This is a genomic window from Hymenobacter aranciens (assembly GCF_030580865.1).
Taxonomy (GTDB): Bacteria; Bacteroidota; Bacteroidia; order Cytophagales; family Hymenobacteraceae; genus Hymenobacter; species Hymenobacter aranciens.
Map to the genome: position 1 here is coordinate 370,661 of NZ_JAUQSY010000005.1, position 24,536 is coordinate 395,196.

Here is a 24,536-nt window from a genome sequence, read left to right on the forward strand (position 1 = left end):
TTGATTACAAATGAATAAAAACGGTGGTGGCTTACTGGTCAAAGTCCACCGTCACCTCGGCCGTCGTCGGCCGGGCCTGGCAGGTGAGTACGTAGCCCTTGGCCACTTCGATGTCAGAAAGCGAGTAATTTACGTCCATCGCGGCAGTGCCGTGCGTCACGCGGGCGCGGCAGGTGCTGCACATGCCGTTTTTGCAGGAGTAGGGCGCATCTACGCCCGCCGCGAGCGCCGCGTCCAGCACCGTGTCGCCATAATAGGACATATCCAGCAGGTAAGCCCGGCCATCGAGGCGCATCGTAACCTGGCTTTTCTGGTCGTCCTCGCCCAGTGGGCGCACGGTGGCTTTCGCCGCCGCCGCGCCTTTGGTCGACGCAAATAGCTCGAAGTGAACCTTGTCGGCCGCCACGCCCGCGTCGGTCAGCGCCTGCTTCACGCCCAGAATCATCTCCTCCGGCCCGCAGATGAAGCACTCGTCCAACTGCCCGGCGGGCACGATTTTCTGCAAAAACTGCGTGGCCCTGTCGTAGTCCAGCCGGCCAAAAAACAAGTCACTGTCGCCCTGTTCGCGGCTCAGTACATGATACACACTCAGGCGGTTGAGGAATTTATTCTTTAGTGCCTCAATCTGTTCCTTAAAAATAATCGAGTTGCGCCCCCGGTTGCCATACACCAGGTAGACGTGGCTGCCGGGCTCGGTCAGCAGCACCGTTTTGGCAATACTCAGAATTGGCGTAATCCCGCTGCCGGCCGCGAATAGCGCGTAACGCTTCGTCTGGGCCGGGTGCAGGGTGGGCGAGAAGCGGCCCTGCGGCGGCATCACGTCGAGCGTGTCGCCCACGCTCAGGCCATCCACCGCCAACGTCGAAAACCGCCCTTCCGGCACCTTCTTGATGGCTACGCGCCATTCCTCATCCAGCGGACTGCTGCAAATGGAATAAGAGCGCCGCAACTCTTCGCCCTCGTGCTCGCGGCGTAGGGTCAAATACTGCCCGGGCGTGTAGCGGAAGGCTTCGCGCAGCTCGGCCGGTACCTCGAAGGATACCGAAACGCAGTCGGGCGTTTCGCGGCGTATACTCTTGATTTTTAGCGGATGAAACCGGCTCATGAACTTTAGACTGTGGCCCTGGGCCAGCTGGTTATTTCGTAAACGTCAGGCAAGTTACTTTAACTCCCGCAGGTCCTTCACCCGACTGGTTTTGCCGCCCTCGCTGCGTGGCAACTGGCCGCAGCCCAACGGGTTGACGCGCATGCTAAGCCCAATATTATCCTTGATTTTTTTGGCAAAGCTACCCTTCAGGCGCTGCAGGATGTCGTGCTGCTGCACCAGCTCCTCGGTGAGCGTGTCATACAGGCCCAGCAGGCGCAACACGTGCTCGGCTACTTCCACGTTCACTTCCACTTCGTCGAGGCTGCCGCGGCGGGTGGCCACCATCTGGTAGTAAGCGCTGATTTCGGGCATGTTGGCAATGATATCCTCCACCTGCGTGGGGAAGAAATTGACCCCGCGAATGATGAGCATGTCGTCGGCCCGGCCGCGAATCGGCCCCATTTTGACGTGGGTGCGGCTCACCGAATGGTCGTAGTAGATATTGGTAATGTCGCCCGTCCAGTAGCGCAGAATAGGCATGGCCTTTTTAGTGAGCGTGCTGAAAACCAATACGCCCAGCTCACCCTCGGCCACCGGCTCGCCGGTCATGCGGTCCACCACTTCGGGGTAGAAATGGTCTTCCCAGATGTAGCTGCCGGTGCCGCGCTCATTCACGTCTTCCTGCGACACGCCGGGGCCCATTATCTCACTCAGGCCGTAGATATTAGTGGCCGACACGCGCAGTCCGGCCTCCACCTGCTGCCGGATGGCTTCCGTCCACGGCTCGGCCCCCAGCACGGCGTATTGCAGGTTAATGGCTTCCGGCCCAAGGCCGCGCCGCTGAATTTCCTCGCTCAAAACCTGGGCGTAAGACGGCGTGGCGCAGATGATTTCGGGTCGAAAATCCTGGAGCAGCTGCAGCTGCCGGTCGGTGCTGCCGCCCGATACGGGGATAACCGTCAGCCCCAGCTTCTCGGCGCCGTAGTGAATGCCCAGCCCGCCAGTGAAAAGGCCATAGCCGTAAGCATTCTGCATTTTCATGCCGGGCTTGCAGCCGGCAGCGGCCAGCGAGCGGGCCACCACTTCGGCAAAAATCTCCAGGTCGCCCGCCGTGTAGCCGACCACCGTGGCCTTGCCCGTGGTGCCGCTGGAGCAGTGCAGGCGTGATACTTCTGCCTCCGGCACCGCAAAGAGGCCGAAGGGGTAATTATCCCGGAAATCAGTCTTCTTGGTAAAGCCCAGCTTCGCCAAATCCTCTAGTCCCCGAAAATTTTCCGGGGTGATGCCCGCCTCGGAAAACTTGCGCTGGTAGAACGGCACCCGCGCGTTCAGATAGGCCACTTGCTCTTTTAGGCGAGCATTTTGCAAGGCCCGCAGCTGCGGCAATGGCATCCGTTCGATTTCGGGATTAAATACCATGGAAGGGTGGGAAATAGCGTGGTAGAACAAATGTAGCTTTCTTTTGACAAAAGCTAACGAATGTTTGTTTTTGCAACGAGCAGGGCGGGGTACTGCGAAGCCCCAGCTTCGCAGTACCCCGCCCTGCTCGTTGCTACTCCTCGCTATTTTTGGAAGTTTGCGGGCCAAACCCGGCTTTGAACAATACGATTAGTCCCGCCACCGGAATAGGACTAGTCAGAAAATCAATCAAATGGCGCGAAAGCTTATAGGCCCAGAAAGCATCACCGGCCAGCTTCCCCACTGTCACCAGCAGCACGTAGGCTGCCACTACGCCCGCATACAGCCGCAGAGTGAGTCGCCACTGCGGCCGGTTACGCAGCACCAGCCGTAAAATGAGCAGGCAGATACCTACGTACAGCGCCGCATAGCTGGCAGCAGCCAGTAACGAACGCTGCGTTACGTTTTGATTGATGCCCTGTTGCAAGGCCGCCGCTTGCCGGTCGAGCCCCACCGCGCCGAGTATTTTCTGCCAGAGCGGCGTGAGGAAGGCGAAAACGTACTCATCGTACACGCCTCCCAGCAGTAGCAGCCCCACTAACAATGCCACCGTTACCCATCGCCACCAAGTAGATAATACTTGCACTGCTTACTAGTTACGCGTGAATAGAAGCATCTGCTGGGGAAGCGGCTCGTGGCCCCCCGGCCAGCTTTTTTGCCCACAGCATCCAGAGGCCGAAGATGAAAGCGTACACCACAAACGTAAATGTGTAGTGATGATTGAAGTCCATCGAGCCAGGCGCGTATTCGTGGTTCAGTGCCAGAGCTACTACCCGCAGCACATTCAACAGCCAAATGCCGGCAATGCCCGCCGGGATATACCATAGCTTACGCAGCCAGGGCCCGGGAAATGCTGCTACAAACCCGCCAAACAGGGTGTATAAAACCAGTCCATTACATGGCGGGCCTACTACTACAGCCGGGTTGTTGTTGAGTAATAGCAAGCTGGCATGCTCAGTGCTGACGCTCGCATGGAACCCAAATACGCGCAATACCGCAGCGGCTCCCTGGGCAATCTGACGGCACAGCAGGGCATCGAGGCGGCCGTCGTGGGCCAGCCACTGTTCGTAGCCAAAAAACCAAGCCAGGTAAAGTACCGTGGCGACGATGAAAAATCGAATCAACAGGCGGTTGCCCGAAGCAGCCGGAGTGACGGTAGCCGAAGTCATAGCAGCAGAAATGGATGGGTCACAAATTTCCATAAAAAAAGCGGCTTCCTCATGGGAGGGAGCCGCTTTTGATATAAGGCGCTGGTGATTAAGCCTTGCGACGACGGTCGCGCAGGTGCTTTACGCCATAGGCTACACCGCCGGCCAGCAGCAGCGAAATGCCGCCATCTACCGGAACGTCGGTTGCGCCGCCGCCAGGACCGCCGCCGTTACCGGGGCCGGGCACGGGGCCGCCGCCGCCGGGTTGAGCCATCGAAATGGCAGTTGCCGACAGCATGATAACCATAGCCGGCAGGATTGTTTTTAGCAGAAATGATTTCATACTGAAAGAGTGAAGGTTGAGGTGAGGAGTTTTAGCTGGAGAGTTGGGGCAAATATAAGGAGAAAAGTTTTGTTTGTACAATGAGTAATAAAAATTTCATCATCCTTACCGTGTTGGGCCGATGATTTTATTCATCATTGCTTCATGCGCTGACTTACTACGACAATAATACTAGTTTTGGATGGACTGCAGTCGAAAAATAATATTCTCGTGGCGGCCTTTTCAACTTGCCGCCGCCCGTTACCTACCTTCGCAGCGCGTACTCTGCTCTAACCTATGTCACCAAATCCTCCCCTGATGCCCGCCGATTATCAACCGCTTATTCGCCAGGTTTTCGCCGAAATGGGCAAGGTGGTGGTAGGCCAGCAGCAACTGCTTAACCGCTTGCTTATCGGCCTCTTCACCGGTGGGCACATTCTGCTCGAAGGGGTGCCAGGGCTGGCCAAAACCCTGACTATTTCGACCCTGGCCAAGGTGCTGCACCTGCATTTTCAGCGTGTGCAGTTCACTCCCGACCTGCTGCCGTCCGACTTGGTAGGCACCATGATTTACAATCAGAATCAGTCGGTCTTTGAAGTGAAAAAAGGTCCGATTTTCGCCAACCTAGTGCTGGCTGATGAAATAAACCGCTCGCCGGCCAAGGTGCAGAGCGCCCTGCTCGAAGCCATGCAGGAGCGGCAGGTCACTATCGGCGACACCACTTATGCGCTCGACCTGCCCTTTCTGGTGCTGGCCACCCAAAACCCCGTGGAGCAGGAGGGTACCTACCCGCTGCCCGAGGCGCAGGTCGACCGCTTTATGCTCAAAGTTCACGTCGATTACCTTAAAAAAGCCGACGAGCTGGAGGTGATGCGCCGCATGGCCAACCTCAGCTTCCAGGACGACGTGCAGGCTATTTTAACCAAAGAGGATATTTTTGGCATTCGCCAGCAAATCAATCAGGTGCAGATATCCGAGACGCTGGAAAAATACCTGATTGAGCTGGTCTTCGCCACCCGCCGTCCGGCCGACTACGAGCTGCCCGAGTTTAGCCTGGCCGTGCAGTTTGGCGCCAGCCCGCGGGCCAGCATTGCCCTGCACCGCGCCTCCCGCGCCGTGGCCTACCTCGAAGGCCGCGACTACGTGCTGCCCGAAGACATTAAAGAAGTAGCGGCCGACGTGCTCAATCATCGCATCCAGCTCAGCTACGAAGCGGAGGCTGATGGTATCCGGACGCAGGATTTGATTGAGGCAATTCTGCGCAAAGTGCCGATTAGCTGAAGTCAATTATCAATTGGCCTCCAATGGCTCATTGTTAACTGTTCATTGACTTCAGCTGCCGCAGATACAGCTGCACGGTATTCTCCAGGCCCAGGTACAGCGCGTCGCACACCAACGCGTGGCCGATGCTGACTTCATCCAATTCGGGCAGTTGCTGGTGCAGCCAAGCCAGGTTGTCGAGGTCGAGGTCGTGGCCGGCATTTACACCTAAGCCTAGTTTACCGGCGAGGGCTGCAGCAGCCCGGTAGGGCGCCACAGCGGCCTCGCGGTCGGCGAGGAACTGAGTAGCGTAAGCTTCGGTGTAGAGCTCGATGCGGTCGGTGCCGGTGGTGGCAGCGGCTTCGACCAGTTCGGCGATAGGGTCAAGAAAGATGCTGACGCGGCAGCCGATTGATTTTAAATCGGCTACAACTTCGCGCAGATATTGTTGGTGGGTGACGGTGTCCCAGCCCGCATTAGAGGTGATGGCGTCGGGGGCGTCGGGCACCAGCGTTACCTGCTCGGGGCGCACTTCGCGCACCAAGTCCAGAAAGTCGGGCGTGGGGTTGCCTTCCACGTTGATTTCGGTGGTGACAACGTGCCTGAGGTCGCGCACATCCTGGTAGCGGATGTGGCGCTCGTCGGGCCGCGGATGCACCGTGATGCCCTGAGCGCCGAAGCGCTCAATGTCGCGGGCGGCTTGCAGCACATCGGGGCGGTTGTGGCCCCGGGCGTTGCGCAGGGTGGCAATTTTGTTGATGTTTACGCTTAGCTTCGTCATAAAATTCGCAAGGAGCAGGGAGTAGAAACCCGGACATTTGCCACTACGAAGGTCGCAGAGTTTGCCCATTCCGGGCCCGCAGGTCTAGAGGAAAGCCCACTTTCTACGTAGAGTCCTCCGGCCGGTGCCCGAATCGTAGTCAGGGGCTTGCTCAATCACTAACTTCCCACGCCTTATACTTTCTCATTCTTTCTTCCTCATTCTCATGGCTCTCAAAGAAACCATCGACGCCGCTATCAAACAGGCCATGCTGGCCAAAGACAAAGTGCGGCTCACCACGCTCCGCAGCATCAAATCGCAAATCATGCTGGCTGAAACCGCCGAGGGCGCCAGCACCGACGGCCTCAGCGCCGATGCCGAGCTGAAAATGCTCAACAAGGCCGCCAAGCAGCGTCGTGACGCTGCCGCTATCTACAAAGAACAGTTCCGCTCCGAGCTTGAAGCCAACGAACTGGCCGAGCTGGCCATCATCGAAGAATTCCTGCCCAAGCAGCTTTCCGAAGCCGAACTGGTGGAGCATCTGGTGGTTATCATTCAGCGTGTGGGCGCCACCGGCCCGTCCGATATGGGTAAGGTGATGGGCGTAGCCGCCCGCGAGCTGTCGGGTAAGGCCGATGGCAAGCGCATTTCAGAAGTGCTGAGCCACCTGCTGAACAATACAAACGTGTAGTAAAATGAGTTACGGGTTTTGAATGATAAGTTATTGGTCCGTTTGGAGCAACAACTCATCATTCAAAACCCGTAATTTCGAAACGCAAGAAATGACCGCGCTTGATATCCTGCTGCTGCTGCCTTTGGGTATCGGGGCCGTGAAGGGCTACCGGCGGGGGCTGGTGCTGGAAGTGGCTTCACTGCTGGCTTTTGTGTTGGCGGTAGTAGGCGGGTTGAGTTTGTTGTCGGCCGCTGTGCCGCTGGTGCGGCACTACGTAGGCGATGCGTTCGGAATGCTGCCGCTGCTGTCGTTTGCGCTGGTATTCATTGCCATTATGTGGGGCGTGCATCTGCTGGGCGGGCTGCTCAAAACGGCCGTCCACCTGACGCCATTGGGCGTGCTCGACAATCTGCTGGGCGGTGCCGCCGGCGTGCTGAAGTGGGTGCTGGGCCTGAGCTTATTGCTCCACGGCACCGGCCTGGCGGGGCTGCGGCTGCTCTCGCCCCAGCTGGTGGCGGGGTCGCAGGTGTTGCCTTTCGTGCAGCAAGCCACCCCATTGGCTTTGCAGCTGACTGGCTACGTGCTGCCCTTTGCCCAGGACCTGCTGGCCCGCATGAAACTAGCCTTCCTGAAAAGCTAATCCGCCGTGCGCCTATTGCTGCTCGATAATTTCGATTCCTTCACCTTCACCCTGGCCGACTACCTACGGCAGCTGGGCGCAGAGGTGCTGGTGCGTCGCAACGACACGCCTTTGGCAGAAATACAGGCGCTGAAATTTGATGGCATTGTACTGTCGCCCGGCCCCGGCGTGCCCGCCGCCGCCGGTGTGATGCCCGCCGTCATCGAGGCGTATTACCAACGGCTGCCCATGCTGGGCGTCTGCCTGGGTCATCAGGCGCTGGGCGATTTTTTTGGGGCCAGCGTGGTGCGGGCCACCCGGCCCATGCACGGCAAAACGTCGGATATTCAGCACGAAGACGGCAGTTATCTGTTTGCCGGGCTGCCCGCCAGCTTTGCCGTCACCCGTTACCACTCATTGGTATTGCAGCCACCGCTGCCCGCTGCACTGGAACCCTTGGCCCACACCGCCGATGCTACGGCCGAGGTAATGGCGTTTCGCCACCGCAGCCTGCCGCTCTACGGCGTGCAGTTTCATCCCGAAGCCCTGCTCACGGCCCACGGCCTGGCAATTTTGGCGAATTGGCTGCGTTGTTGTATCATTGTTAACTCCGCTTCGGGCCACTAGTGGCAGGTATTTGAACACGAATAGCTTAGCGGAATTCCAGAACACTATGCGCCCTGCGTAGTTACTGCGTCTGCCCCCATTCTGCTTCGAGCTTCTAGATTAAGAACATGGAATTGCGCCGCCAGCACCAGCACGGTTATGAGTACGTTGACGAAGGCCACGGCCCGGTGTTGCTGCTGCTCCACGGATTATTCGGCGCGCTCAGCAACTGGCAGGATGTGGTAAATGAGTTTTCGGCTGACTATCGGGTGGTTATCCCGCTACTGCCCGTGTACAACATGCCGCTGACTCAGGCCGGGGTACCAGGCCTAGTGGCCTACGTTGAGGGTTTCGTAGCGGCCTGTCAGCTCCCGACTTCCTTCACCGTGCTCGGCAACTCGCTGGGCGGGCACATTGCCCTGGTATACACCCTCAATAATCCGCAGCGTGTGAGCCGCTTGGTGCTCACCGGCAGCAGCGGCCTGTTTGAGGACTCAATGGGCGGCTCCTTCCCCAAGCGCGGCAACTACGCCTACGTGAAGGAGCGGGTGGGCTACACGTTTTATGACCCGAACATCGCCACGCAGGAGCTGGTAGACGAAGTGTTCAACGTTACCAATTCCAATTCCAAGTGCCTGCGCATTATTTCAATAGCCCGGTCGGCCCAACGCCATAACCTCGGCAAGGAGCTGGCCCGTATCAAGGTGCCGGCGCTGCTGGTGTGGGGCCTGAATGACACCATCACGCCGCCCTCGGTAGCGCACGAGTTCGAACGCTTGTTGCCGCAGGCCGAACTGCGGTTTCTCGACCACTGCGGACACGCGCCAATGATGGAGCGCCCGGTTGCTTTCAACCGCTACCTGCGGCAGTTTTTGCGTACTACCCAAACCGCCGCGCTGCCGGCTCACTAGCCGCCCTGCTAGCTGGTCGGCTTGATTTTTGCCCGCAAGCAAACTTTTACTGCTAATTGGCAGTCTATTTAGTTGCCACTGGCTGTTTTACTTTCTGCTTTGTCCATGCCCGCTCTGCTCGCCGAAGATTTACTCAACGAAATGATTCCGCCCCTTAAGGGAACGGACTCTGCTGCCAAGGCAGCCCGCTGGCTCGACGAGTTTCACGTGGGCCAGTTGCCGGTACTCGACAATCGGCACTACCGCGGCCTCGTGACCGAAGCCGACCTAGCCGATTTCGACGACCCCAACACCTTGCTCTCGGAGCTGCCCCTTGGCTTCGCCGATACCTACGTGCGCCCTGACCAGCACTTTTACCGTGTCATGGAACTGGCCATTCAGAATAAAATTCAGCTCGTGCCCGTGGTCGATGCCCAGCACGAGTATGCCGGTGTAGTCACCATCAGCGACGCGCTTGCGGCCTTCGGGCAGCAGCCGGCTGGCGGGCAGGGTGCCATCATCGTGCTCACGATGGAGGAACGCGACTACTCGCTGTCGCAAATCAGCCGCTACGTCGAAGAAAACAACGCCAAAATCCTGCACGCCCACGTGGCCCAGGACGAAAACGACCCCTACCGCGTCCGCCTCACCCTCAAGTTGAATACCAACAACATGGCCAGCATCACGGCCACGCTGGAGCGCTTCGGCTACGTTGTCACGGCGCAGTTCAACGGCACCGCCGCCCTGGGTGAAGACGAGCACGAGCGCTACGACGCCCTGCTCCGCTACCTGAGCATCTAGCTAATTTAGCCGGGTGCTAGGTTTATTATTGTCCCTGCGGGTGCTGCTGGCGGGCCTGCTGCCCACGCCGCCCGATACCGTGCCACGCCCGTTACCGCCCGTAGTGGTGCCCGCCGACACGCTGGTGCGCATCCAACCCTGTCCCGGGCTGGCCACGGCCCGTGTCAGCGGTATTCTCTTTGCCGGGAACAATGTAACCAGGGAGCGCATTCTGCGAGCCGAGCTTGATTTTCACGAAGGCGACAGCTTATCGCAGGCCGACCTGCAGGCCCGGCTCGAAGCTAACCGCCGCCGCCTGTTCAACCTGCAGCTTTTCCATACGGTGCTGGCGCAGGCCACCTGCCGCAATGGCCAGCTCACCGTGCTGTTTGCCGTGCAGGAGCGGCATTATACCTTTCCCGTTCCCATCTTCTCGCTGGCCGACCGCAACTTCCAGGCTTGGCGCAACCGCTCCGACCGCTGGCAGCGCCTCGACTACGGCATGCACCTGCTCCGTACCAACTTCCGCGGCCGCAACGAGCAGGTAATTGCCAACCTACAGCTCGGCTTCAACCGCAAATACGAGCTGTTCTACGAAGCGCCCGGCCTGGGCCGCTACCGCCGCCTGGGCTTCGGCGTCGGTATTTCCTATTACCAAAGCCGCAGCCTCGACTACATCACCCGCGACGACCGACTAGTGCCGCTGCGCGCCGAAACCGGCTTCCCCATCCAGCGCTTTTACACCTCGGGCGGCCTGCGGCTGCGCCACACCGTCAACTTTCTCTCGGCCATTGACGTGGCCTACCACCACGAGCAAATCAGCGAGGCAATCAACGATTCGAACCCCAGATACTTCCAAAATCAAACCCGTCGGGAATACTTGGAGTTCAGTTTGGTTAATACCCTCAATCAGCGCAATACCTTTGCCTACCCGCTCACCGGCCAATACGCTCAGGCTGCGCTGTTGCACCGCGTGTTTCTAGATAATCAAACGCCCGGTCTCACCACCTTCCGCCTGCGCTATGCTAAATATGTGTCGCTGGGCCACCGCTTCTATTATAGTGCAGGTGTGAGCGGCCAGGCCCGCCTCACCCGCAGCCTTAGCTACGCCGATGCCCATGCCCTCGGCTACGACGCCATGGTGCGGGGCTACGATGCCTATGTGATTGATGGCCGGCACTATGCCCTGCTGCAGCAGGGCGTTTCTTTCCGGCCTTTCAAGGCCAGCCAAATTCATCTGGGCTTTATCGACGACCCGAAACTTAACACGATTCCCCTGGCGCTGTACCTGAACGTCTTTGGCGACGCTGGCTACGTCGACAACCCTAACCCGCTTCCGCAAAACCAGCTGCCCAATCGGCTGTTAAGTGCGGCCGGCTTAGGTTTGCACGTCGTCACGTACTACGACTGGGTCTTCACCCTCGAATACACCCTCAACCGCCTCGGCGAAACCGGCTATTTTATTCGCACAGCTTTTCCTATCTAATCAGTGATTTACGGTTGTTGCCTGATTATCCAGCCTTATGAAAATCGCCATCCTCGGTAAGCCCTTCGACGATGCTGCCGTGCCCTTCATGCAGGCCCTGCTCGACGACCTCGCCGCTCGCCGGGCCGAGGTCCGCATCGGCGAAAGCTTCCGCACTTACCTTACCAACCGGGTGAACCTGCCCGCCCAGTTCACCGAGTTCCGGCGCGGCGACTCCCTGCGAGGCGTACAGTTCGTGCTCAGCATCGGCGGCGATGGCACCCTGCTCGATACCGTTACGTACGTCGGCAGCCTGCAAATCCCTATTCTCGGCATTCACGTTGGCCGGCTGGGCTTCTTGGCCACCATCACCCCCGACCGTGTCGCGCAGGCCATTGATGCCCTGTTCAAAGGACACTTCACCATCGAAGAGCGCAGCCTCATCCGCGTCGATACCGACCCCGACGTATTCGGCAGCCTCAACTTTGCCCTCAACGAATTTAGTATTCTCAAGCGTGATACCTCATCCATGATTGTCGTACACACGTACATCGATGGCGAGTATCTCAATTCGTACTGGGCCGATGGCTTGGTGGTAGCCACGCCCACCGGCTCCACCGGCTATTCGCTCAGCTGCGGCGGGCCGGTAATGCTGCCCCAAACCAACAATTTTATTATCGCTCCCGTATGTCCCCACAATTTAAACGTGCGGCCACTCGTTGTGTCGGACCAAAGCGTAATTTCGTTTGAAGTAGAAAGCCGCACCACCAACTATATGCTCGCGCTCGATTCGCGCTCCCTACCCATCGAAACCACTGTGCAGATTGCCGTTCGACGTGAGAATTTTAATGCCCGCCTGGTCAAGCTTAACCACGTTAATTTTCTAAGTACCTTACGTAGTAAACTTAACTGGGGCCTCGACCGCCGCAATCCGGCGGGCATGCAGGCATAGTTACAGAGGTTTTTTGTGAAAAAAAAGGTGAAAAGTTTTTTTAGTTCCCAATAAGCCTTACTTTTGTCTCCGTCTGAAACTGTGTCCGCACTGCTTCGTACCCTACACCTGACTTTTGCATCCCATTTTTGCGCCTTATGAAAAATATCTTCACGTATCCTACAGCTCTTCTCTTAGGGTTGGGCCTGCTGGCCGCTCCGAAGGCGGAGGCGCAGCAGTTTAGCAAGCGGAAAAAGTACAACTCCGTTGGTTTCAGCCTGAACGCCATGAACTATTTTGGCGACGTTACCCCACAGACCAACTTCACTAGCTTCCGTTTTGGTGCCACCCGTCCTAACGTCGGTGTATCCATCACGCGTCGCTTCACGCCGCGGGTGTCGGGGCGTCTGGCATTGTCGTACGGCCGCATCACTGGTGATGACTCGAAAGCAGCTGACTCGGGCGACCCGGACGCTGTGTTCCGCTACAACCGCAACATGAGCTTCCGCAACGACATTCTGGAAGTCTCGGGCGTTGTTATCGTTGACCTGATTGAAAACCGCAACAACTACCTGAAACGTCCGGACTTCGTGCCCTACGTGTTCGCTGGTGTTGCCGGCTTCTACCACGACCCCAAAGGCCTCTACAAAAACGGCGAATACGTAAGCCTGGCCAACCTGAAAACCGAAGGCCAGTCGAGCGGCTATGGCCAGACGCAGTTCTCCATTCCTTTCGGGGGTGGCGTACGCTACCGCATCAACCGCAACTTTGACGCGAGCCTGGAAATCGGCTGGCGCAAAACCTTCACCGACTACCTCGATGACGTAAGCGGTACCTATGCTGCCGCTGGTGCACTCACGACGGAGCAGCAGATTTACTTCGGCGGTGGCCGTGACGTAGGAGGTACCTTCGATAACAAAGGTGGCATCACCCGCACCCGTGCCGGTCAGTTTGCTGACTTTGATACGCCTGGTGCCAAGCGTGGTAACGAAAGCGATACCGACTGGTACATTGTGACCGGCCTGTCGTTGAACTACATTCTGACGCCGCGCATTAAGAACCCGAAATTCCGCTAGCCGACTGTCGTTGGCTGCATGTTCCACTATTCAGTCAGCTAATGACCTATTCGGCTGTTTACCGCACACTCCTCGCTTGCTCCCTGCAGGCGGGGAGTGTGTTTTTTTGTGCCACCGCCTTCGCACAGCATACGAGTGAAGTAGGCCTCGGCCTTGGCGCCACGAATTACAAGGGCGAAGTTTCGCCGCAGTATCAATTTCAAAATAACCGGCCAGCTTTTACGGCCTTTTATCGCCGCGATGTATCGGTGCCCATCACCCTGCGTGGCGCGTTTACGGCGGGCCTGCTCCGCGCCGACGATGGCAACGTGACGGGCGTCAACGGCGGGGTGCCGCCGCTGCAAGCTTACCGGCAAGCCAATACCAAGGGCAATTTGCTGGAGGCGTCGGTAGTGGTGGAATATAATTTCCTGGATTACCACTACCGTAAGGACAAGCTTCACTTTACGCCCTACTTGTTTGCGGGGCTCGCGGGCTTCCGGGCCAGCACTACCACCGTGAGCACTACTCTGGGTGGCAATTACAACCAGAAGGGTGATTTCTTTGGCTTGGCTATTCCTGTTGGCGTAGGGTTTAAATATGCCCTTTCGGAGTTTATCAACCTGGGGTTGGAGTTTGGGGCGCGTAAAGCTTTCACCGACCAACTAGACCACCTTAGTGAACAGGATGCCTTGCTGGTGAATAGCCATGACCAGGACTGGTATTATTACAACGGTTTCAGCCTGTCTTATACGTTCTATAAGATTCGCTGCCCCGACCAGTACAAGAAAAATAAAAAGCTGCTGCAGTAGTGCCGAATTCGCCCCGGACAGGACGTTAGCGGCTATTTCAGTTGATGCTGGCGGTGACTGACTGGCGAAAAATCGGTGCAAGTGCAACCATTTCCGTAACTTGCGGCCTCTTTTACCGAAACCGTAAGGATGACCGGCAAGGCCGAAATTGACTCTCAAAATATCCCTGCTCACGTGGCCGTTATCATGGATGGTAACGGGCGCTGGGCTAAGCAGCGAGGTGGGTTGCGTGTGTTTGGGCACCAAAGTGCCATCACCGCCGTGCGCGAAACCGTGGAGGAAGCCGCCGAGCTGGGGGTGAAGTACCTCACTTTGTACGCTTTCTCGACCGAAAACTGGAACCGCCCGGCGCTGGAAGTGACGGCGTTGATGCAGTTGCTGGTGCATACCATTCGGCAAGAAACCGCCACACTTCTCAAAAACAGCATTCGGCTGCAGGCCATTGGCGACATCAGCAGCTTGCCTGCCGGCTGCCGCCGCGAGCTAGCCGAAGCCATCGAGCTGACCAAAACCGGCTCGCGCATGACACTGCTGCTTGCCCTGAGCTACAGCGGGCGCTGGGACCTGACCCAGGCTGCCCAGCGCCTGGCGACTGACGTGGCGAACGGCCGTTTGCATGCTGCCGACATCACGGAGGCGACGGTAAGCAACTATTTGGCCACGGCTGGTATCCCTGACCCAGAGCTGCTCATCCGCACCAGCGGCGAGCAGCGCATCAGCAATTTTCTGTTGTGGCAACTGGCTTATACCGAACTCTACATTACCGATTTGCTGTGGCCGGATTTTCGGCGCGAGCATTTCCAGGAAGCTATCCGGGCTTATCAACGGCGGGAACGCCGCTTTGGCAAAACCAGCGAGCAAATCGCGGTATCATAAAAAAAGTAATTGCAGTGCGTAATTTAGTTGCTAGCTTTCTGACTGTTATAACTCTGCTGCTGACTGCAGCAGCAATGCCGGCAGTAGGGCAGGGTGCAGGAGAAGAGCCCAAGAAATACGAGTTGGGCGGCATCACGGTAAGCGGCGCCCGCTACCTCGACCCCAATACCCTGATTAGCCTGACGGGCCTGCGTATTGGGGATGCCATCAATATTCCGGGCGAAGAGATTGGCAAATCCATCCGCAAGCTCTGGGGACAGGGCATTCTGGGAGATGTGAGCGTAACCATTGCCCGCATTGAGGGCAATAAAATTTACCTCGACTATAACCTGAAGGAACGCCCTCGCTTATCGAAATTTACTTTTACGGGCATCCGCAAAGGGCAAAAGGAAGAGTTGACCAAGAAAATTACTCTTATCCGGGGTAAGGTGGTGACGGACGCGCTGCTGAACAACACCCGCAGCCAAGTGCGTAAGTTCTTCGCTGGCAAAGGGTACCTGGATACCAAGGTCAACGTAGTACAGGTAGCCGACTCTGCCCTTTCCAACAGCGTAGCGTTGCGCATCGAGGTGGATAAGGGTAATAAAATACGTATTCACGACATTGACTTTGAAGGAAATACTGCTTTTAAAGACAGTAAGCTGCGCACGAAATTAAAGAAAACCAAAGCGCGGAAGTCTTATAAGCTCTTGACCAGCGGCAAGTTTCAGAAGTCGGAATACGAGGACGATAAAAAGTCCCTCCTTGAATATTACAACGCGCAGGGCTACCGCGATGCTATCATCGTGAGCGACACACTAATTCGTGACGACAAGGGGCTGGCAATCCGCATCAAGGTGGATGAAGGACCGAAGTACTTCTTCCGCAACATCAGTTGGAGCGGCAACTATCTCTACGATGATAAAACGCTGGCCAACGTGCTGGGTATCAAGAAAGGCAGCCCGTATAGCAAGGAAACGCTGGATAAGCGCCTGAACTACAACCCGACTGGGCAGGACATCACCTCGCTTTATATGAATGATGGTTACCTGTTTTTCAACCTCGACCCGGTGGAAACCAAGGTAGTGGGCGACTCGATTGACATCGAGATGCGCATCAACGAAGGGGTGCAGGCGCACATCAAGGATATTAACATTGCGGGTAATACCAAAACCAGCGACCACGTGCTGCGCCGGACGCTACGGACGCTGCCCGGCGACAAGTTCAACCGCGAACTGCTTATTCGCTCGCAGCGGGAAATTGCGACGCTGGGTTATTTCGACCCTGAAAAAATTGGTATCAACCCCGTGCCAAACCAAGCCGATGGCACCGTGGATATCAACTATACGGTGGAGGAGAAACCCTCGGACCAAGTAACGCTGTCGGGTGGCTGGGGTGGCTACGCGGGCTTTATTGGCACGGTGGGCTTGGTATTTAATAACTTCTCGCTACGCAAAGCAGGCAACTTCCGTAACTGGACGCCGGTGCCGGCCGGTGACGGCCAGCGTATCGCGCTGAACGTTCAGGCAAATGGGGTGCAGTATCAGGCGTATTCACTCTCGTTTACCGAGCCCTGGCTGGGTGGTCGTCGGCCGAACTCATTCTCATTTAGCCTGAACCACAGTATTAACCGATTGGGCACCAACTTCGATGCTTCGACGGGCAGCTTCATCAAAGTGTATAGTGCTACCATTGGCCTGGGACGCCAGCTACGCGTGCCAGATGACTACTTTACGCTTAGCAACTCTCTGTCTTTCAGTAAGTATCAGACGCAGAATTATACTTTGCCCGGCTTGGCCAACGGTTCTGCTAACAACTTGACACTTAATACTACGCTGGCTCGTAACAGCATCGACAATCCTACCTATACCCGTCGGGGCTCGTCTATTAGCCTGAGCCTGAGCCTAACTCCTCCTTACTCGCTGCTCAACCCAGCCCACATAGATGGGAATAACTGGGTCGAATTCCATAAATGGATGTTCGATGCTTCGTGGTTTACGCCTATTGTGGGCAAGCTGGTATTGAATACGCGCGCTCACTTCGGTTTTCTGGGTACTTATAACTCGTCGCGGGATATCGGGCCGTTTGAACGGTTTAAGATGGGTGGCGCGGGCCTAGGCTATAACGGTGGCGGTAACTTTGTGGTGGGTACCGACTACATCGGCCTGCGCGGTTACGATGACCCAGGTAACCCCTACGCCATCCCAACCGCCCGCACAGATGAGGCTGGTGGCGTGGTGTATAACAAGTACGTGCTCGAAATGCGCTACCCGGTTAGCCTCAACCCGGCGGCTACAGTGTACATACTGGCGTTTGCGGAAGCGGGCAATTCAGTGGCTTCCTATAATAATTATAACCCTTACAAGTTGTATCGCTCGGCCGGGGTGGGGGCTCGCGTGTTTATGTCGGCATTCGGCTTGCTAGGCTTCGACTTTGGGCATGGTTTCGACAGCGTGGTTCCGCCGGCTGGTATCACCAGCAAGCAAGACCCCAACCACTTCCACTTCATCATCGGCCAGCAAATCCGCTAACCGGGCACTTCGCTACGGCAACTCCTGTTACTTCCACCATGAAGATTTTTGGCACTTTTGCGCTGATTGTTTCGCTCCTCGCAGCCGCACCTCGGGTGCAGGCTCAGAAGTTCGGCTGGGTCGATTCGGAGTTCATTATGGAGAAAATGCCGGACTACGCCAAAGCCCAGACGGAACTTAATGTGCTGTCGGATACCTGGCAGAAGGAAGTGGAGGCCCAGAAAAAGGACCTCGACAAGCTCTACCGGAACTACCAAGCCGAGGAAGTGGTGCTGACCGAACCGATGAAGAAAAAACGGCAGGATGAGATTCTGAAAAAAGAGCAGGACATCAAAGCCTACCAAAACAAACAGTTTGGCTATGAAGGTCAGTTGTTCAAAAAGCGCATTGAACTGACCAAGCCGGTGCAGGATAAGGTGTTCGAAGCCATCGAGAAAGTGGCCAAGAAAAAACAGCTGGCGGTGGTGTTTGATAAGTCGGGCGACGTGACGATGCTCTATACCAACCCCGCCCACGACTACACCGAATTTGTGCTGGAAGAGTTGGGCCTGGGTGCCGAGGACCGCAACCAGCCTGGCCCCAAAGGCCCCGTGAACAGCGTGAAAACGCCCACGCCCAAGCCGGGTGCCTCGGCCGACCCGCGCTTCGAAACCGACTCCGAAACGACGGAACCGGCGGCCGGTACCAAAGCCACCAAAGAAGCGGCACCAAAATTGAATACGCGGAAAGGCACGAAATAACTACCTTTGCACCAACAACTCTCCGAACCATCTTCTTTTTAATGAATATCGTGAATTCCCTTCGCCTGACTTTTGCCGCTGCTGTACTGACGGCGGCTTCGCTGGCAACCACTTCGGCCCAGGCCCAGGCTCCGTTGAAAATTGGCTACACCAGCGTGGAATACGTGCTGAGCCAGATGCCGGAAAGCAAGCAAATTGAGTCGGACCTGAAAGCCTACAATAGCCAGCTCGAGGCGCAGCTGAAAAGCAAATACACCGAGTATCAGACGAAAGGTGAGGCCTACCAGAAAGGTGCTGCCACAATGACCGACGTGGTGAAAGCCGATAAGGAAAAGGAGCTGACGGCGCTGCAGCAGTCCATCCAAGAGTTTCAGCGCAATGCCGAGCAAAGCTTGCAGCAGAAGCAGCAAACCCTGCTGAAGCCGGCCCTCGACAAGCTGCAGAAGAACATCGACGCCGTGGCCGAAGAAAACGGCTACACCTACGTGCTGAACTCGGACGGCGCCAGCCCGGTGTTGCTGCATGGCCCCAAGGATGGCGATATCTCGGACCTCGTGCTGAAGAAAATGGGTATCACGCCCGGCGCCAACACCGTGAAGCAAGCTCCGGTAGCTCCGGCCACGGCTCCTGCTCCGGCCCCGGCTGGCAAAACCAAGACGAAAACCAAGTAAGCCCTACGGCTTACCACAGGCAAAAGCCGGGGCCTCTGCCCCGGCTTTTTTCGTGTAAACCTGAAGCAAAAAGACTGTATGCAAACTGATTTGGATGAAGACCTGCTGCCCGGGGCCGACGACGAAGCGGACGGCGGTGATGAGCTATATGAGCACCACCGCATTGTAGTAGACCGCGGCCAGGAACTGCTGCGCATCGACAAATTTCTGCTGAACCGGCTGAGCAACACCTCGCGCAACAAAATCCAGGAAGCCATTCGGGCCGACGCGGTGCAAGTGAACAGCGCCCGCGTGAAGCCCAATTACCGCGTCAAACCGGGCGATACCATCACCATCACGCTGCCCGAGCCGCCGCGCGAAGGCAAAGTCGTGCCCGAGCCAATGGACCTGGATATCCGCTACGAGGACAGCGAATTGCTCATCGTGAACAAGCCGGCCGGGATGGTTGTACATCCAGCCTATGGCAACTGGCAGGGCACGCTGGTGAACGGTCTGGCCCACCACCTCGCCAATCTGCCCACGGGCCGCAACGATGAAATCCGGCCTGGTCTGGTGCACCGCATCGACAAGGATACATCGGGCCTGCTGGTCATCGGCAAAACCGAGTTTGCCATGACGCACCTGTCGAACCAGTTTTTCCACCACACCATTCAGCGCAGCTACTTGGCGCTGGTGTGGGGCACGCCGCCCGGCCCCACGGGCACCATCACTGGCCACATCGGCCGCAGCCTGCGCGACCGCAAGGTGCAGGCCGTGTACCCCGACGGCAGCCAAGGCAAACACGCCGTGACACACTACGAGGTGCTCCGCAACTACGGCCCTGTGACGCTGCTGCGCTGCGTGCTCGAAACCGGCCGCACGCACCAGATTCGGGCGCACATGCAGCACCTCGGCCACCCGCTATTCTCCGATGCTACCTATGGTGGTGACCGTATTCGGGTGGGGCAGAATACCGCCTCTTACCGGGCTTTCGTGGAAAATGCGTTCGAGCTGATTCCCCGACAGGCTTTGCATGCCCGCTCGCTGGGTTTCGTGCATCCCGTGTCGGGCGAAAACTTGTTTTTTGAAGCGGAGTTGCCGGCTGATTTTGAGGCGGTGCTGGCGAAATGGGAGGGCTTTGCCAATCAGCAGTAAGCAAAAACCGGACACACGAAAAAGCCCCGGCGCAGTGCTGCATCGGGGCTTTTTTCGGGACTGGCCGGAGAAGATTATTTCTTCTTCGTAGTCGTGGTTTTCTTCACGGTCGTCGTTTTAGTCGGCGCCTTCAAAATCTTGATGTTGTTGGTAGCACCCTGGTTGCCCGGATCCAACTCCAGCACTTTCTCGAAGTTCTTGATGGCCTCAGGCTTATTGCCCGCCTGGAAGTTGTACACGCCCAGGTAACCGTACGATTCCACCAGCCCTTCGCGGAACTTGGCAGCGTCGGCATCCGGAGCCTGTGACAGCTCGATGTACTTGTCATAGTAAGGCTTAGCGAGGCCTTTTTTGCCCTCGGGGTCCATGCTCATGTTCGTGCGGGCGCGGGCCAGGTAGCCGGGGCTATAGGTCGGCTTAGCAGTCAGAATGATGTTGAACGTGCTGTCGGCTTGCTGATATTGCTTGTTGCTGTTGAAAGCCGAAGCCAGGCGGAACTGGTCGGCAAGGTCGCCGTTGCAGCTCGTGAGCTTTTTCTTGTACACGCGAACGGCACCAGCGTAGTCCTTTTTCGCGCTGTAGGCGGTAGCCAGGTCGTTCTGCAATTCGCAAGCCTTGTCAGGGTTGGTCTGGATGAATTTCTCCAGCACGGCAATCCCTTCATCACCACGGCCAGCTGCTGCCAGAATACGGCCTTTGTACACGTAATCTTCGGGAATGAGCTTGGCTTCGGGGGCAATTTTCATGTAGTTGTCCATCGCAGCGGCAGCTCCGGCGTAGTCCTTCGTTTCGTACGAAAGATAGGCCTTCAGACGGTTCATCGTCAGGTTGTTCGGGTCGACAGCCAGCACCTTGTTCACCTCGGCCAATGCATCGGGGTATTCCTTCGACAGGTACAGGAATGCGGCGTACTGAGCGTTGGTAGCCGGCGACGGTTCGGCCAAGCCAACATACTTCTTGATGTTGTCAACCGCCAACTTAGGCTGGTTGGCAAAGTAGTACATATCAGCCAGCTCGCGGTAAGCCGGGGCATAACTTGGGTCCAGCTCGATGGCTTTTTTGAGGTTAGTCTGCGCATCGTTAAAGTTGCGCGAACGTACGCTCAACACGCCTTTTTTGTAATAAGCCTGGGCGTAGCTGGGGTTGGCCGTAGTAGCCCGGTCGAAGCTGGTCATGGCTTCGCCGCCGCCGTTGTCGTTGTGCAGGTAGATGTCGCCCCGCGCCACCATCAGTGAAGGCTCATCCTTGCCTTTGTTAGCTGTCTGAGCGAGGTTCACGTAGTTCAGCGCTTTGCCGGTGTCTTTCACGTCCGACTCGGCGTAAGCTTGCGCAATCATCGTCAGGATGCGCGAATCTTTGTTCTTGGTAGCCTTGGCGGCAGCCTCAAACTGGGCTTCGGCCGGCGCTACCTGGTCCTTCGCCAGCAAGGCGCGCCCAGCGGCCACCTGGCCCATCGGCGTAGCCGAAGCAGCTTTATTAAAGAAGAAGGCGGCCGAGTCGGGCATGTCGCGCTTCTGGTAAAGACGGCCCAGTTCGTACTGAGCCTCGGGCGAGCTGTTGGTGCGCAACTGGGCGCGGGCTTCGTTGTAGCGGCCAAGCTCGATGGCGCGTTGAGCACTTTGAACGTTTTGGGCGATGGCTGCCGTGGTACCAGCCATCAGGGCGATGGCGGTGAGCAGCGGCTGTTTCCAGGGCTTGAAACTCATTGGGAAGGAAAAAAGTGATGAAAAAGCGAAAGTGAAAAGGTCGTACGCGCCAACGGCGCTTACTGTTTAGTGGTAGTCACGATGCGGGCCTGCATGTGGGCCGGCATCAGGCCGGATTTCTGAAAAATCAGCTGGCCTTTCTTACCAACTACGAATGCTCTAAATCCCGTGCCAAGTCCGGTCCGGGCCTCGCGGCTGATGACGTACAGGTGGCGGCGCAGCGGGTAATTCTGCAGCTGCGGGTACTGCGCCAGGATGGCCGGCGTTTTTTCGGCCAGGTACACTTGGTCGGGCTGGATGTAGTCGCCGGGCGTGGGGTTGGGCCGGGCCGTGATGCGGGCCACGTGCACCTTGCTCAGGTACTTCAGCACCACCGGGTCGTCGCGGTCCGAAATCCAGTTCACGCCCACCACGCCGATTGCGTTGGTGTGGGTTGCAACATACTCCAGCAGGGCTGGGTTCGATTCGGAGGCAAAAGCCTTTGGCGCCAGGGCCGCGCCGCGCAGCAGCGAGTCGCGCATAAAGCGGCTGGTACTGCTACGGTTGTTATCGAATACTACGTTCACGGCGCCTAGGGCTTTTTTGCCGCTCACCTGGCTCCACTCGGTGGTTTTGCCACCGAAAATATCCCGCAGCTGTGTCATGGTCAGCAGCGAGTCGGGGTTGGAAGGGTGTAAGATGATGGCCAGCCCGTCAATCGCGACTTTGTCGGTAGAGGGCAGCATCTCCTGCTTTTTCAACTCGGCTTCCTCGTCCTTATTGAGCGGGCGCGATACTACCACCACCTTCACCTTATCGTTCAGAAGGTCCAGCATTACCTTTTCCTCAGGCTGATAGGTGGCTTTGATGTGGGCATTAGTGTAGAGCTTCTGAAACGTATCAATCTGCGATTCCAGAATGGGCGCAAACGTTTCGTCGATGCTCACGGCCACCGTGCCGCTGGTGGGGGTGTCGGTGGGTGCTTCGTGGTCGGGGCCGCTGTTCTGGCAACTCGCCACGGTGAGCAGCGCGCAGGGCAGGCCCACTAGCAGGCCGCGCACGGGCAGCGGCAGCGAACTCCAGAAATTAGCGCGTTTCATCTTCATCGGAGGGTTTACGGAAGTTTTGTTGGTAAGCCCGGACAAATCTAAGCACCCCATACGCAATGAAGACGCCGCCCAGTACCTTCTTCGTGGTGGGAGAGAGGGGCAGTAGCGTGCCGGCGGGGCTGGCTTTGCCAGCCGTCAGCAGCAGCCAGATGCCCAAAGCCAGGTATATCAGGGCCATCACCAGCACAAAGTAGCGCACAATACGCTGCGGGGACTTGCCGAGCCGCTCTTCCGTCGTGGGAGTGTTAAGCATCGTTGAAGTGGGAATGTTTGACGGTTTAAACCGTCAGGTAGTGCAAAAATGTTCAGCCCGTACGGACGCCATGCGCCAATCAGCCTGCAAAAAAGCCAAAAAAAGCTCGCTTTACATAATTTCAGGCTCTGCCGGAGGCAACGAATCAGTAGTGGTTTTAGTGTGTGAACGTCGTGCTATGTTTAACACGACGGTTTTGGTCTGACGTTTTATCGATGCCAGCCGAAACCATTTTGCATAAGAAAACCCCCAAAACAAGCCCGAAGCTTATTCTGGGGGTTCTCAAGGTATTCAGGCAAGCCTGACTACTGAATTTTGAAGGTAATCGGCACCGTGAAAGATACGCTTACGGCACGGCCGTTTTGCTTGCCGGGGATGAATTTGGGTAGGGTTTTCACCGCCCGAATCGTTTCCTCGTCAAGGCCCGAGCCAAGGCCTTTCACTACTTTCACATCCGATACGTCGCCTTCCGAGTTCACGGTGAAGCTGACGAAGATGCGGCCTTCTACCTGGTTGCGGAGGGCCAACGGAGGGTAGCGGGTAGCTTTCTGGATGGCTGCCACGATAGCGGCGTTGCCGCCACCGCCGGGAAGCTGCGGCATCTGCTCTACGTAGGTGTAAACTTTGTTTTCCACCACGGCTTCTACCACTTTGTCACCTTCGCCGGAGAGGCCGGTCAGGTCCGGAGCATCGGTGTTGCCTTTTACGGTCACCGTAGCTACGGTTTTGTCCTTCAGCTCTTCCTGGTCGGGCACCTCCTCCTTTTTCACTTCCTCATCTTTTTTCACCACCGGCGGGGTGAATTTGATGGTGGTGAGCTTGGGCGGGGGCGGCGGCGGGGCGTCCGGTGGGGGTGGGGGGGGGGGCGGCGGCGTCGCGTTGTCGAGAGGCGGCGCGTCCATCAGCACGTTTTCCTTCAGGTTGAGCTCTTCCTTCGGCTGGCGGTCCTTAATGAACTGCGCAATGAGCGGAATGAACACCAACAAGGAGAAAATAGCCGTACCGATGATGAGAGCCCGCGTCACGTGCTTGCTGTACGCCCGACGTAGCACGTAGGCGCCATAAGCCCGGTTGCGGCCCTCGAAGACGATGTCGTCGAGGCTGGCATTAGCCAGCTGCTGGTTATTCATCATAAGCCGGAGGCAGTAATAAGGTCAATGTCGTCCTTGCTGATATCAACGAGGGCGTACTTCTTCTGGTTGGTGATATTCATCTCATCCAGAATGTCCACCATGTTTTTATAGCGGGCTTCTTTGCCTTCGTACTCGTAGGGCTTGATGAGGATGATGGGCTCGGGCTGCTGCTGCTGACGGGCGAGCAGCACCTTGCGAATGCCGTTCTGCGAGTAGTCAGTAACCTTCAGCTCGGGCTTAGCCACCGAGGGGTCTTTGGGGTTGTTCAGCCCGAAGTAGTAGTAAACCTTGTCGTCGGCACCGAGGATAATAGTTACGGCCTGCGATGCTTTGATTTTGGTTTGTTCCTCCGGATTGGGGTTCTTCTCCTTCACCGGCATTGTGAGCTGCATCACGTTGGGCTTGGCGAAGGTGGTGGTAAGCATGAAGAAGGTCAGGAGCAGGAAGGCCAGGTCCACCATGGGCGTCATGTCGATTTTGGTCGACGCTTTTTTCGCCCGTTTCTTGCCTCCCTTGCCGGAGTCGCCTCCTTTTTGTTGTATTTCTGCCATGGCGTGGG

26 protein-coding genes are annotated in these 24,536 nt (G+C 57.2%); 15 read left to right on the forward strand and 11 right to left on the reverse strand.

Going from position 1 to position 24,536, the window contains the following annotated elements; translation table 11 throughout:
* Positions 1-31: 31 nt before the first annotated feature.
* The 5 genes from paaE to Q5H93_RS09570 form a co-directional block, all read right to left on the reverse strand.
* Complete coding sequence (gene paaE / locus Q5H93_RS09550) at positions 32-1,105, reverse strand: 1,2-phenylacetyl-CoA epoxidase subunit PaaE (RefSeq protein ID WP_305006288.1); 1,074 nt, start codon at positions 1,103-1,105, stop codon at positions 32-34.
* Positions 1,106-1,159: 54 nt separating this feature from the next.
* On the reverse strand, positions 1,160-2,506 hold the full coding sequence (locus Q5H93_RS09555; protein ID WP_305006289.1) for a phenylacetate--CoA ligase: 1,347 nt from the start codon (positions 2,504-2,506) through the stop codon (positions 1,160-1,162).
* 133 nt (positions 2,507-2,639) lie between these two features.
* Positions 2,640-3,131 carry an XrtX-associated membrane protein gene (locus tag Q5H93_RS09560; protein WP_305006290.1) on the reverse strand — a complete coding sequence of 164 codons (492 nt, stop codon included), beginning with the start codon at positions 3,129-3,131 and terminating at the stop codon, positions 2,640-2,642.
* A 10-nt stretch (positions 3,132-3,141) separates the two neighbouring features.
* Positions 3,142-3,714 (reverse strand): exosortase X, encoded by a 573-nt coding sequence (gene xrtX, locus Q5H93_RS09565; protein ID WP_305006291.1) that lies wholly within the window; start codon positions 3,712-3,714, stop codon positions 3,142-3,144.
* A gap of 88 nt (positions 3,715-3,802) precedes the next feature.
* Positions 3,803-4,036 carry a PID-CTERM protein-sorting domain-containing protein gene (locus Q5H93_RS09570; RefSeq protein WP_305006292.1) on the reverse strand — a complete coding sequence of 78 codons (234 nt, stop codon included), beginning with the start codon at positions 4,034-4,036 and terminating at the stop codon, positions 3,803-3,805.
* Between the two features lie 276 nt (positions 4,037-4,312).
* On the opposite strand from Q5H93_RS09570, the gene Q5H93_RS09575 reads away from it, so the two are divergent.
* Positions 4,313-5,296: an AAA family ATPase gene (locus Q5H93_RS09575; protein WP_305006293.1), complete on the forward strand. Its 984-nt coding sequence runs from the start codon at positions 4,313-4,315 to the stop codon at positions 5,294-5,296.
* Positions 5,297-5,330: 34 nt separating this feature from the next.
* On the opposite strand, the gene Q5H93_RS09580 is transcribed toward Q5H93_RS09575, so the two are convergent.
* A complete protein-coding gene (locus tag Q5H93_RS09580) occupies positions 5,331-6,056 on the reverse strand; it encodes a pyridoxine 5'-phosphate synthase (RefSeq protein WP_305006294.1) in 726 nt (241 codons plus the stop codon).
* Positions 6,057-6,261: 205 nt separating this feature from the next.
* Here Q5H93_RS09580 and Q5H93_RS09585 point away from each other — a divergent pair, with 205 nt between their 5' ends.
* The 14 genes from Q5H93_RS09585 (at position 6,262) to Q5H93_RS09650 (ending at position 19,797) form a co-directional block, all read left to right on the forward strand.
* Positions 6,262-6,726, forward strand: a complete 465-nt coding sequence (locus Q5H93_RS09585; RefSeq protein WP_305006295.1) for a GatB/YqeY domain-containing protein — start codon at positions 6,262-6,264, stop codon at positions 6,724-6,726.
* 91 nt (positions 6,727-6,817) lie between these two features.
* Positions 6,818-7,348, forward strand: coding sequence for a CvpA family protein (locus Q5H93_RS09590; RefSeq protein WP_305006296.1), 531 nt, complete (start codon positions 6,818-6,820; stop codon positions 7,346-7,348).
* Positions 7,349-7,354: 6 nt separating this feature from the next.
* Complete coding sequence (locus tag Q5H93_RS09595; protein ID WP_305006297.1) at positions 7,355-7,954, forward strand: anthranilate synthase component II; 600 nt, start codon at positions 7,355-7,357, stop codon at positions 7,952-7,954.
* Positions 7,955-8,061: 107 nt separating this feature from the next.
* Entirely contained in the window at positions 8,062-8,844 is a 783-nt protein-coding gene (locus tag Q5H93_RS09600; protein WP_305006298.1) for an alpha/beta fold hydrolase, read from the forward strand.
* 105 nt (positions 8,845-8,949) lie between these two features.
* Complete coding sequence (locus Q5H93_RS09605) at positions 8,950-9,624, forward strand: CBS domain-containing protein (RefSeq protein ID WP_305006299.1); 675 nt, start codon at positions 8,950-8,952, stop codon at positions 9,622-9,624.
* A 13-nt stretch (positions 9,625-9,637) separates the two neighbouring features.
* The gene (locus tag Q5H93_RS09610; RefSeq protein ID WP_305006300.1) at positions 9,638-11,089 is read left to right on the forward strand and encodes a POTRA domain-containing protein; all 1,452 of its coding nucleotides are present in this window, start codon (positions 9,638-9,640) and stop codon (positions 11,087-11,089) included.
* A 37-nt stretch (positions 11,090-11,126) separates the two neighbouring features.
* Complete coding sequence (locus Q5H93_RS09615; protein ID WP_305006301.1) at positions 11,127-12,020, forward strand: NAD kinase; 894 nt, start codon at positions 11,127-11,129, stop codon at positions 12,018-12,020.
* A gap of 137 nt (positions 12,021-12,157) precedes the next feature.
* Positions 12,158-13,075 carry a DUF6089 family protein gene (locus tag Q5H93_RS09620; protein WP_305006302.1) on the forward strand — a complete coding sequence of 306 codons (918 nt, stop codon included), beginning with the start codon at positions 12,158-12,160 and terminating at the stop codon, positions 13,073-13,075.
* A gap of 41 nt (positions 13,076-13,116) precedes the next feature.
* Positions 13,117-13,866, forward strand: coding sequence for a type IX secretion system protein PorG (porG, locus tag Q5H93_RS09625; RefSeq protein ID WP_305006303.1), 750 nt, complete (start codon positions 13,117-13,119; stop codon positions 13,864-13,866).
* Positions 13,867-13,995: 129 nt separating this feature from the next.
* Positions 13,996-14,742: an undecaprenyl pyrophosphate synthase gene (gene uppS, locus Q5H93_RS09630; RefSeq protein ID WP_305006304.1), complete on the forward strand. Its 747-nt coding sequence runs from the start codon at positions 13,996-13,998 to the stop codon at positions 14,740-14,742.
* 74 nt (positions 14,743-14,816) lie between these two features.
* Positions 14,817-17,252, forward strand: coding sequence for an outer membrane protein assembly factor BamA (bamA, locus tag Q5H93_RS09635; protein WP_305006305.1), 2,436 nt, complete (start codon positions 14,817-14,819; stop codon positions 17,250-17,252).
* A gap of 38 nt (positions 17,253-17,290) precedes the next feature.
* Positions 17,291-17,992, forward strand: coding sequence for an OmpH/Skp family outer membrane protein (locus Q5H93_RS09640; RefSeq protein ID WP_305006306.1), 702 nt, complete (start codon positions 17,291-17,293; stop codon positions 17,990-17,992).
* 41 nt (positions 17,993-18,033) lie between these two features.
* Positions 18,034-18,663, forward strand: a complete 630-nt coding sequence (locus Q5H93_RS09645; RefSeq protein ID WP_305006307.1) for an OmpH/Skp family outer membrane protein — start codon at positions 18,034-18,036, stop codon at positions 18,661-18,663.
* A 78-nt stretch (positions 18,664-18,741) separates the two neighbouring features.
* Positions 18,742-19,797, forward strand: coding sequence for an RluA family pseudouridine synthase (locus tag Q5H93_RS09650; protein WP_305006308.1), 1,056 nt, complete (start codon positions 18,742-18,744; stop codon positions 19,795-19,797).
* A gap of 74 nt (positions 19,798-19,871) precedes the next feature.
* On the opposite strand, the gene Q5H93_RS09655 is transcribed toward Q5H93_RS09650, so the two are convergent.
* The 5 genes from Q5H93_RS09655 to Q5H93_RS09675 all read right to left on the reverse strand — a co-directional run bounded on the left by Q5H93_RS09655 (position 19,872) and on the right by Q5H93_RS09675 (position 24,528).
* Positions 19,872-21,503, reverse strand: a complete 1,632-nt coding sequence (locus Q5H93_RS09655) for a tetratricopeptide repeat protein (RefSeq protein ID WP_305006309.1) — start codon at positions 21,501-21,503, stop codon at positions 19,872-19,874.
* Between the two features lie 59 nt (positions 21,504-21,562).
* Positions 21,563-22,582, reverse strand: a complete 1,020-nt coding sequence (locus Q5H93_RS09660; RefSeq protein ID WP_305006310.1) for a PstS family phosphate ABC transporter substrate-binding protein — start codon at positions 22,580-22,582, stop codon at positions 21,563-21,565.
* Entirely contained in the window at positions 22,569-22,844 is a 276-nt protein-coding gene (locus Q5H93_RS09665; protein WP_305006311.1) for a hypothetical protein, read from the reverse strand. The genes Q5H93_RS09660 and Q5H93_RS09665 overlap by 14 nt, the downstream gene beginning before the upstream one ends.
* A 305-nt stretch (positions 22,845-23,149) precedes the next feature.
* Positions 23,150-23,977, reverse strand: a complete 828-nt coding sequence (locus Q5H93_RS09670) for an energy transducer TonB (protein WP_305006312.1) — start codon at positions 23,975-23,977, stop codon at positions 23,150-23,152.
* Complete coding sequence (locus Q5H93_RS09675) at positions 23,974-24,528, reverse strand: ExbD/TolR family protein (protein ID WP_305006313.1); 555 nt, start codon at positions 24,526-24,528, stop codon at positions 23,974-23,976. The genes Q5H93_RS09670 and Q5H93_RS09675 overlap by 4 nt, the downstream gene beginning before the upstream one ends.
* Between the last annotated feature and the right edge of the window lie 8 nt (positions 24,529-24,536).

Bases quoted from the DNA above. Each gene is read 5' to 3' on its own strand.
- paaE (WP_305006288.1), bottom strand. From the start codon at position 1,105: ATGAGCCGGTTTCATCCGCTAAAAATCAAGAGTATACGCCGCGAAACG.
- Q5H93_RS09555 (WP_305006289.1), bottom strand. From the start codon at position 2,506: ATGGTATTTAATCCCGAAATCGAACGGATGCCATTGCCGCAGCTGCGG.
- xrtX (WP_305006291.1), bottom strand. From the start codon at position 3,714: ATGACTTCGGCTACCGTCACTCCGGCTGCTTCGGGCAACCGCCTGTTG.
- Q5H93_RS09570 (WP_305006292.1), bottom strand. From the start codon at position 4,036: ATGAAATCATTTCTGCTAAAAACAATCCTGCCGGCTATGGTTATCATG.
- Q5H93_RS09575 (WP_305006293.1), top strand. From the start codon at position 4,313: ATGTCACCAAATCCTCCCCTGATGCCCGCCGATTATCAACCGCTTATT.
- Q5H93_RS09580 (WP_305006294.1), bottom strand. From the start codon at position 6,056: ATGACGAAGCTAAGCGTAAACATCAACAAAATTGCCACCCTGCGCAAC.
- Q5H93_RS09585 (WP_305006295.1), top strand. From the start codon at position 6,262: ATGGCTCTCAAAGAAACCATCGACGCCGCTATCAAACAGGCCATGCTG.
- Q5H93_RS09590 (WP_305006296.1), top strand. From the start codon at position 6,818: ATGACCGCGCTTGATATCCTGCTGCTGCTGCCTTTGGGTATCGGGGCC.
- Q5H93_RS09600 (WP_305006298.1), top strand. From the start codon at position 8,062: ATGGAATTGCGCCGCCAGCACCAGCACGGTTATGAGTACGTTGACGAA.
- Q5H93_RS09605 (WP_305006299.1), top strand. From the start codon at position 8,950: ATGCCCGCTCTGCTCGCCGAAGATTTACTCAACGAAATGATTCCGCCC.
- Q5H93_RS09615 (WP_305006301.1), top strand. From the start codon at position 11,127: ATGAAAATCGCCATCCTCGGTAAGCCCTTCGACGATGCTGCCGTGCCC.
- Q5H93_RS09620 (WP_305006302.1), top strand. From the start codon at position 12,158: ATGAAAAATATCTTCACGTATCCTACAGCTCTTCTCTTAGGGTTGGGC.
- porG (WP_305006303.1), top strand. From the start codon at position 13,117: ATGACCTATTCGGCTGTTTACCGCACACTCCTCGCTTGCTCCCTGCAG.
- uppS (WP_305006304.1), top strand. From the start codon at position 13,996: ATGACCGGCAAGGCCGAAATTGACTCTCAAAATATCCCTGCTCACGTG.
- bamA (WP_305006305.1), top strand. From the start codon at position 14,817: ATGCCGGCAGTAGGGCAGGGTGCAGGAGAAGAGCCCAAGAAATACGAG.
- Q5H93_RS09640 (WP_305006306.1), top strand. From the start codon at position 17,291: ATGAAGATTTTTGGCACTTTTGCGCTGATTGTTTCGCTCCTCGCAGCC.
- Q5H93_RS09645 (WP_305006307.1), top strand. From the start codon at position 18,034: ATGAATATCGTGAATTCCCTTCGCCTGACTTTTGCCGCTGCTGTACTG.
- Q5H93_RS09650 (WP_305006308.1), top strand. From the start codon at position 18,742: ATGCAAACTGATTTGGATGAAGACCTGCTGCCCGGGGCCGACGACGAA.
- Q5H93_RS09655 (WP_305006309.1), bottom strand. From the start codon at position 21,503: ATGAGTTTCAAGCCCTGGAAACAGCCGCTGCTCACCGCCATCGCCCTG.
- Q5H93_RS09660 (WP_305006310.1), bottom strand. From the start codon at position 22,582: ATGAAACGCGCTAATTTCTGGAGTTCGCTGCCGCTGCCCGTGCGCGGC.
- Q5H93_RS09665 (WP_305006311.1), bottom strand. From the start codon at position 22,844: ATGCTTAACACTCCCACGACGGAAGAGCGGCTCGGCAAGTCCCCGCAG.
- Q5H93_RS09670 (WP_305006312.1), bottom strand. From the start codon at position 23,977: ATGATGAATAACCAGCAGCTGGCTAATGCCAGCCTCGACGACATCGTC.
- Q5H93_RS09675 (WP_305006313.1), bottom strand. From the start codon at position 24,528: ATGGCAGAAATACAACAAAAAGGAGGCGACTCCGGCAAGGGAGGCAAG.